Origin of the sequence: Ferruginibacter sp., from assembly GCF_031430955.1 — a bacterium.
Taxonomy (GTDB): Bacteria; Bacteroidota; Bacteroidia; order Chitinophagales; family Chitinophagaceae; genus Ferruginibacter.
Genome location: NZ_JANPCM010000042.1, coordinates 1 through 7,687, shown reverse-complemented (window position 1 = coordinate 7,687; position 7,687 = coordinate 1). Strand labels below are relative to the sequence as shown.

The window sequence follows — 7,687 nt, the reverse complement described above, 5'->3', positions numbered from 1 at the left end:
TTACAAAATCAGATTGTGCATTGGCAGGAATGGCTGAAAATTCAGATTGTATGGCATCAAATATTTTCTGTGCATCATCATCACAAAAAATATACACTTCTTTTTCGGTAAGTTTTAGTACAACATCCGGCACAAAAAAATGCATGTCGTCAAATCCTATTCCATCAAAATTGGCAGAAGATAATTTTTCTGTTTCGTTTTTTAAATCGTACCCGAGGTGGCCAAACAGCCAGCCATTATTTTCTTTATAAAAATCTTTTAATTTTTCAAATGCATAGCCATATTGTATTGTAATATTTTTTTTGCTTCCCGCTGCAAGCAAACATTCAAAAGCCGGGGCACTAAAATTATAATGCTGGTTATCCAACAAACAAAAAATGTTGAACCGGTTTGCCCAGTTCAACATTTGTATTCTGAATTCTGTAAAATTATTTAACGCAAAAATTTCAGGAGTTCTGTTCACTTTATAATTTCTTATTCCCCCCTTTAGGGGATGGGGGTACTAAAAATCATCATCGTCATCAAAACCTCCGCCTCCGCCACCTAAATCATCTAAACCAAGGTCTTTAAAATCATCGTCCATTTTTAAATCATCATCATCACCTTTGCCTGGTTTTTTACCGGTAGCTTTTTTCCCTTTAGATTTTGGAACGTCGAACTCATCAAAGTCAGGATCCCAATCATCTTCCTCTTCGGGTTTTTCCCAATCATCTGCTACTTCAACATCGTCGTCGTCATCATCATCGTCATCTTTACCTTTTTTCTTCGATGCACCTTTTCCCTTTGCAGGTTTGGTTTCTTCTATGTCATCATCTAAATCGTCGTCATCATCATCGTCATCGGTTTTCTTTGGCGATTTTTTTGCAGATGTAATTTCATCAGCTGCAATTTTCTTTGCAGGTGTCTTTTTTTCTTTTTCGGATTTTATTGCCATAAATTGAACAGGTGTTGTTACTGTAAAATTTGTACGAGTTTTTTAAACTGCCAAAAATATTTTCAACTTTTTTAAATATTTTTTTTAAGCTATTATAATTTGCTCTTTACCGGGGCCATTACTGATGTATTTTACCGGTACTTTTAAAAAGTTATTCAGGTAATCAATATAGCTTTTCATTTGCTGCGGAAGCTCACTAAAATCTTTCATTGCGGTAATATCTGTTTTCCAGCCATCAAAGCTTTTGTATACTGGTTCAATATTAACTCTATTCATCTGAAATGGCACATAATTCTTTTCCTCTCCATTAATCTTGTAACCATTACAAACTTTCAATTCATCTAAATTATCCAGAATATCTGATTTTGTCATTATTATTTGGGTAACCCCGTTAATCATGCACGCAAACTGCAATGCTACCAGATCAATCCAACCACAACGCCTGGGCCTTCCTGTAGTAGCTCCAAATTCACTTCCAGTCTTTCTTATTAATTCCCCTGTTTCATCGTTTAATTCTGTAGGAAATGGACCGCTTCCCACTCTTGTACAATAAGCTTTCGACACGCCGAATACCTCTTTAATTTTTTGTGGCGCAACCCCCAATCCAGTACAGACACCAGCCGAAATAGTATTGCTGCTTGTTACAAAAGGAAATGTCCCAAAGTCCACATCCAGCATACTTCCCTGTGCACCTTCTGCTAAAATTTTTTGTCCTTTCTGAATCCTGTCATTAATGAAATATTCTCCATTCACTATCTTAAATTCCTTTAAAAATTCAATGGCTTCAAAAAATTCTTCTTCCCATGCGCTAATATCTTCCTGAAAATTAAAGCTCTCTAATATTTTCTGGTGCTTCAGGCGCAGCTTAATATATTCGGTAGTAAAACTTTTATCTAATAAATTTCCTACCCTTAAACCATTGCGGCCAGTTTTATCCATGTAAGCCGGCCCAATGCCCTTTAACGTACTTCCTATCTTTTCATTGCCCTTGCTTAGTTCGCTGGCTTTATCAATAGCCCGGTGTGTAGGCAAAATTAAGTGGGCACGTTCGCTGATGTACATGTTCTTTTTATAATCTACCCCAAATGCAGCTACGTTTTCGCATTCTCTTTTTAGTGTAACGGCATCCAGCACCACCCCATTGCCTATAAGGTTAGTTTTACTTTCGTGAAAAATACCACTGGGTATTTGGTGCAGCACAATTTTTTTTCCGTCCACATACAATGTGTGCCCGGCGTTTGGCCCACCCTGAAACCTTGCTACCACATCATAATTTTTAGCAAAGTAATCTACTATTTTTCCTTTCCCTTCATCGCCCCATTGAAGGCCTAATATTACGTCAACCATTTCCGATTTAGATTTACCCCTATCCCCTAAAGGAGAACAGAGAAGATTATGTTTAATTATTTTTTTGAAACGGGCAGTTTTTTTTCATGGCATCATCGTTGTGTCACTCACTTGTACCACACACCATTGTGCAACTTTTATCAAAGCGAATTAATGCAACCGTGTAAAAATAAATTGAAAATTAACAACCACCTAAAATGAATTGCGTTTGTTTGAAAGTTGGGGAGAAAGATTTACAATTATTCATTATTCGTTACAATAAACTCACTTAAAAACTATCAAACATAAGCGTATTATCAGCGCAGCATTTAATTACGGCTGTATTTATTTAAATTCGTGTTTTAAAAAAAACCTTATCGTAATGATGAAGAAAACCGGCCTGTTACTTATAATTGTAATCATTTCAGCAAATACATACTGCCAGATAATATACGATACCATTCAAAAGCAAGCTGGCGTTGATACTGCTGCATTACGTATAAAAAACCTAAACCCATATTTTACCATACATGTAGATTCGGCGCTGCGTTACCAGCTGGAAATAAACAAAGACATGGCGCAATATTACTGGTTTATTAAAAACTCGCCGGTTGGAGTAAAAATTAATAAAGATAACGGGTTGCTTACCACAAAGGTTGATAAGTCTTTTTTTCTATCGGGGCGCTTAAAATACGATTACGAATACCGTGTACCTTTAAGTGTGCAGAATTTAAATAACCCTGCGGATAAAGTTGATACGTTTTTTACAATGCTCTTTTACAGTACAGAAATTATTCCTTCTAAAATAAAGCCCACTGTTACCAGTAACCTTTTTATTGACGAGGGTGATACTTTGAGTTTTAAACTGCAATGCGACAATGGCAGTTTTCCGATAGAAGGCATCAATTATATAAGCAATTATGCCATTAAATCCAGCACAAGTATTACACATTGCGGCGATGATTTTACCTGGGTAGCCCCTTTTGATTTTATAAAAGAAAATGAAAAAGATAAGCAGAAGAAAATTAATTTGTATTTTATTGGCGCCACAAAATTTCATGTATCCGATACAGCCCTTATTGAAATTACCGTAAAGGAAAATATCAATTATCCGCAACAGGCACTCGAATTTGAAAATTTATATCTGGAAGTAACTAAGTATATAACACAACTAAAAAGCAGCTTTAGAATTGTAGATAGAAAAATAAAAAAAGTAAAACGCACCAGAACTGCTTTCGATCTTACTTCTGCATCTACAGCTTTAGGTGGCACAATTTTTTCTTCTTTACCTAACAGCAATCAACAAACTGCAGGAAAGATTTTGCCAAGTATTGGTGTAGCACTTGTGCCCGTAAAGGAAGCTACAGCACCCAACAGCAGTTACGAACAAAATACGGCCACACTTATACGCAGCAGTATAAAAAGGCTTGAGTACCTGCTTACAGAAAACAGGCTGGTGGGTTCACGTGACCCGGATATTCTTAATAAATCCCGTAAATTAAGGGATGAGTTAAAACAAACGCAGGTACAGCTTATCGATATCCCAATTGCAGAACAAGTTCCGAATGAAAAGGAATTGGATGAATATTTTAACAGCCCTAAAGTGAACAAGAAATATAAAATGAGAAGAAAGTAAAAATTGATATTACGCCACTTTTAACATACTCAATTTACTGGTACTAAATTTACGCATGGCATATTCTAAAGTTACTTCAAAGGTTTTTACTTTTTGAGAGGGGAGTTCATACATAGCATCCGTTAAAATACTTTCGCAAATACTGCGGAGCCCACGGGCACCTAATTTGTATTCCAAAGCTTTTTCTACCATAAAATCGTACACTGCAGATTCAAATTTTAATTCGATGCCTTCAATATCAAACAAACGGGTAAACTGTTTTATTAAAGCATTTTTTGGTTCTGTTAATATACTTCTTAACGTGACAGCATCTAATGGATTTAGATAAGTAACCACAGGTAAACGACCCAGCAATTCCGGTATCAATCCAAAATGTTTTAAGTCAACTGCATTAACAAAATGCAACAGGTTGTTGTGCTGGTATTCTTGTAATTCTTTATTTACGTTAAACCCAATGGCATTGGTATTAACACGGCGGGCAATAATTTTATCCACCCCGTCGAAAGCACCACCGCAGATAAATAAAATATTTTGTGTGTTTACTTTTATTAATTTTTGTTCCGGATGTTTTCTTCCACCCTGTGGTGGCACTAATACTTCTGTACCTTCCAGCAATTTTAATAAGCCTTGCTGTACACCTTCCCCACTTACATCTCTTGTAATAGAAGGGTTATCACTTTTACGGGCAATTTTATCTATCTCATCAATAAATACAATCCCCTTTTCTGCTGCATTTACATCGTAATTACAAGCCTGTAACAAGCGGCTCAGCATACTTTCCACATCTTCACCTACATAACCTGCTTCTGTAAAAACCGTAGCGTCAACAATTGCAAAAGGCACGTTAAGCATACGTGCAATCGATTTTGCCAATAGCGTTTTTCCTGTACCTGTTTCGCCTACCATAATGATGTTGCTCTTCTCAATCTCTACATCATTTTCTACTTTTTGATTTAATCTTTTATAGTGATTATATACCGCCACTGCTAAAATCTTTTTGGCATCATCCTGGCCAATAACATATTCATCCAAAAAAGCCTTTATTTCAACAGGTTTTTTTACAGTAAGTTTATGAGTAGGTGTATTTGTATGCTTATTATCGGTAGTATTACCCAACTCCTGTTCAATTATTTCTTCGGCATGCTCCACGCAATTTTCGCAAATATGACCATCTTGCCCTGCAATTAATATTTTAACTTCGTCGCGGCTGCGGCCGCAGAAAGAACAATGTAGTGTTTGCTGTTTTGCCATTATAGCTGTTATTAGTTGCTTTTGCTGGACTGCAAATATACAAAAGCATTATTTAGAACGTCAATAAGCAGACAATATTATAGTGAAAAATGTTGCTTAAGCAGCCTACTGACTGGCGGCACTACCAGTAATTACTTATTTTTCTGCTTCTCAAATACCCTGAACCTGTTTTAAATGCTTTTGAAGCATTTGTTTTAACTGTCTTTTTACGATGGAGCCCATGGTTTTACATTTAGAAAAAGAGTTATTTTTAAAATGCTCATTCAGCTCATCCCTTAAAATTTTTACTTTATAATTTTCCGAAAGTTCGTCGTGTGCCATAATGTTGAGCAACTCCATCAATTGTTTACGGCTTGCAATTACACGGTAAGCCATTGTAGTACGTTCCTCTGTTTGATATTGTTCAATAACTTCTGAACTTAAACTTTTTAAAACCAACTCAACGTATTCGAAATTCTCTTTATAAAATTGTGGCAGGTAAAGATTTTTTTTGCCCTCGTAACACTGCTGATCAAAATCTATTGCCCTCAGCCGGTATTGATAATCTTCAATATCGGGTGTAATATCCACTACAAAATTATAGCTCCGCATATCTCCCAGTAATCTTGCAAAACAACGTTCGTTAAATTTTACAAATTCTTTTGCTATGCGTATTTTATTAGTTTCCGGTAGCTTCATATAATCCTGTAAAAAAATATCGCCGGGTATGCCTGGTATATGTTCTTCCACCAAAGTATTTTTATGGTGTAAAAAGGTAATGCGGTTGGGAGAAAGCAAATGCTCCAGTTCAAGTCCGTAAATTCTTGATGCATCAGCAGCTTTGACATAATAATGATCGTAATTATCGTTTACCTTATTCTTTATGCGTATTCTAAAAGGTACACTGTTGCCAAATTCACAAAAATCAATTCTCTCTACATCCAGGTGTTTTATATAACTAAGATTCCCTTCTGTTTTAAGAATAGCGTAAGTTTTAATAAGGCCTTCTTTTAAAAATTCCATTTCTTTTAAATCATACACTGCATTTTCCCAGTGTGTAAATTTTCCATTTTTATCTTTTAACGAAGTAGCGTAGCGGTAATTCAATAAATCTTTATATACCATGGGCAATTTAATATCTCTGCCATAATTGTGCAGGTAATGCTGCAAACCCTCACTTACAGGAAAAAGATCTTTTTTCATTAACGGCCTGTCTGTTTCCTGGCTTAGTTTTGCATTTATAATTTCATTAAACTGCATAGTGTAAAGTTAAGTGTGGTTAGCCACACCTGTCACGACTTTTTCGGGAGATTGCACGGATTTTCACAGATAAAAAATGCTGCTCCATTTAAAGAGCAGCATCAATAAAATAGTTTAAAGATTATTATAGTTTATCCAAAGTGCCGTCCACAATACCATAAGCAATAGATTCTTTTGCATCCATCCAGTAATCTCTGTCAAAGTCTTTCATTACTTTTTCATAAGTTTGGCCGCAATTTTCAGCAAGTATCTTTGCCCCCATTTCTTTAGTTTTAGCTATTTGCAAAGCCATTATTTCTAAATCGGCACTGGTGCCTTGCCCGCCGCCGCTTGGCTGGTGTATCATTACTTCTCCATGCGGAAAAATAAACCGGCGGCCTTTGCTACCACCGCTTAATAGAATACTTCCCATGCTTGCAGCCATACCCATACAGACCGTACTTACCGGTGAGCTGATCATTTGCATAGTATCATAAACAACCATGCCGCTTACTACCATTCCGCCAGGGCTGTTAATGTAAAAAGTTATTTCTTTTCCCGGGTCAATGGCCTCTAAATAAAGTAACCTTGCAGTTATATCTTTTGCACTTTTATCATCTACTGCACCCCATAAAAATATTTTACGCTGTTCAATAAATTTTTTATCAAACTGCCACCCACTCATCATTTTTTCCATAGGGTTTTCTGGCAATTCTTTTGGATTGTCGTCTTCGTCTTCATTTCTTATTGTTCTACTGTATAAATTCATTTTTGAAAAATTTAGATGTTTTGAGTTTAGATGTTTAGTTAGTAAAATCTCGAACTAACTTTGCACTTGCATTCTCTACTTAAGATTATTTATCTTTTTTTAATTTTCTTGGATTCATTACCAGAACCTCATCAATCAACCCATATTCTTTTGCTTCTGTTGATGTCATCCAGTAATCCCTGTCAGAATCTGTTGCTACTTTTTCTACAGGTTGCCCCGTGTGAAATGCAATAATTTCATACAATTCTTTCTTTATTTTTTTTATTTCGTTCACCGTTATTAAAATATCACTCGCCTGCCCGCCTGCACCAGCACTTGGCTGATGCATCATAATACGGCTATGCTTAAGCGCTGTTCTTTTTCCTTTTGCACCAGCACACATTAAAACTGCACCCATACTTGCTGCCATTCCTGTACAAATTGTAGCTATGTCAGGTGTTATGAATTGCATCGTATCATACATTCCCAATCCTGCATATACACTGCCGCCAGGACTGTTTATGTACATTTGAATGTCACGGGTTCTATCTGTACTTTCTAAAAAAAGTAATTG

The 7,687-nt window shown here is 36.1% G+C and carries 7 protein-coding genes and 1 pseudogene; 1 reads left to right on the top strand and 7 read right to left on the bottom strand.

All coding sequences use genetic code 11. The annotated features are described in order from the left end of the window. The 3 genes and pseudogenes from ACY65O_RS01205 to ACY65O_RS01195 form a co-directional block, all read right to left on the bottom strand. Positions 1–463, bottom strand: a pseudogene (locus ACY65O_RS01205) (hypothetical protein); the annotation flags it as partial. A 39-nt stretch (positions 464–502) separates the two neighbouring features. Continuing rightward, a complete protein-coding gene (locus ACY65O_RS01200; protein WP_462219021.1) occupies positions 503–934 on the bottom strand; it encodes a hypothetical protein in 432 nt (143 codons plus the stop codon). Between the two features lie 84 nt (positions 935–1,018). Beyond that, positions 1,019–2,281, bottom strand: coding sequence for an adenylosuccinate synthase (locus ACY65O_RS01195; protein WP_462219020.1), 1,263 nt, complete (start codon positions 2,279–2,281; stop codon positions 1,019–1,021). Positions 2,282–2,642: 361 nt separating this feature from the next. On the opposite strand from ACY65O_RS01195, the gene ACY65O_RS01190 reads away from it, so the two are divergent. Continuing rightward, the gene (locus tag ACY65O_RS01190) at positions 2,643–3,896 is read left to right on the top strand and encodes a hypothetical protein (protein WP_462219019.1); all 1,254 of its coding nucleotides are present in this window, start codon (positions 2,643–2,645) and stop codon (positions 3,894–3,896) included. A gap of 9 nt (positions 3,897–3,905) precedes the next feature. Here the strand turns inward: ACY65O_RS01190 and clpX are convergent, their stop codons facing one another. From clpX to ACY65O_RS01170, 4 genes are all read right to left on the bottom strand, one after another. Beyond that, entirely contained in the window at positions 3,906–5,147 is a 1,242-nt protein-coding gene (clpX, locus tag ACY65O_RS01185; RefSeq protein ID WP_462219018.1) for an ATP-dependent Clp protease ATP-binding subunit ClpX, read from the bottom strand. A 150-nt stretch (positions 5,148–5,297) separates the two neighbouring features. Continuing rightward, entirely contained in the window at positions 5,298–6,386 is a 1,089-nt protein-coding gene (locus ACY65O_RS01180) for a hypothetical protein (protein WP_462219017.1), read from the bottom strand. A gap of 124 nt (positions 6,387–6,510) precedes the next feature. Beyond that, on the bottom strand, positions 6,511–7,134 hold the full coding sequence (locus ACY65O_RS01175; RefSeq protein ID WP_462219016.1) for a ClpP family protease: 624 nt from the start codon (positions 7,132–7,134) through the stop codon (positions 6,511–6,513). A gap of 85 nt (positions 7,135–7,219) precedes the next feature. Then, positions 7,220–7,687 (bottom strand): ClpP family protease (locus ACY65O_RS01170; protein ID WP_462219015.1); only part of this gene is annotated, 468 nt, incomplete at its 5' end.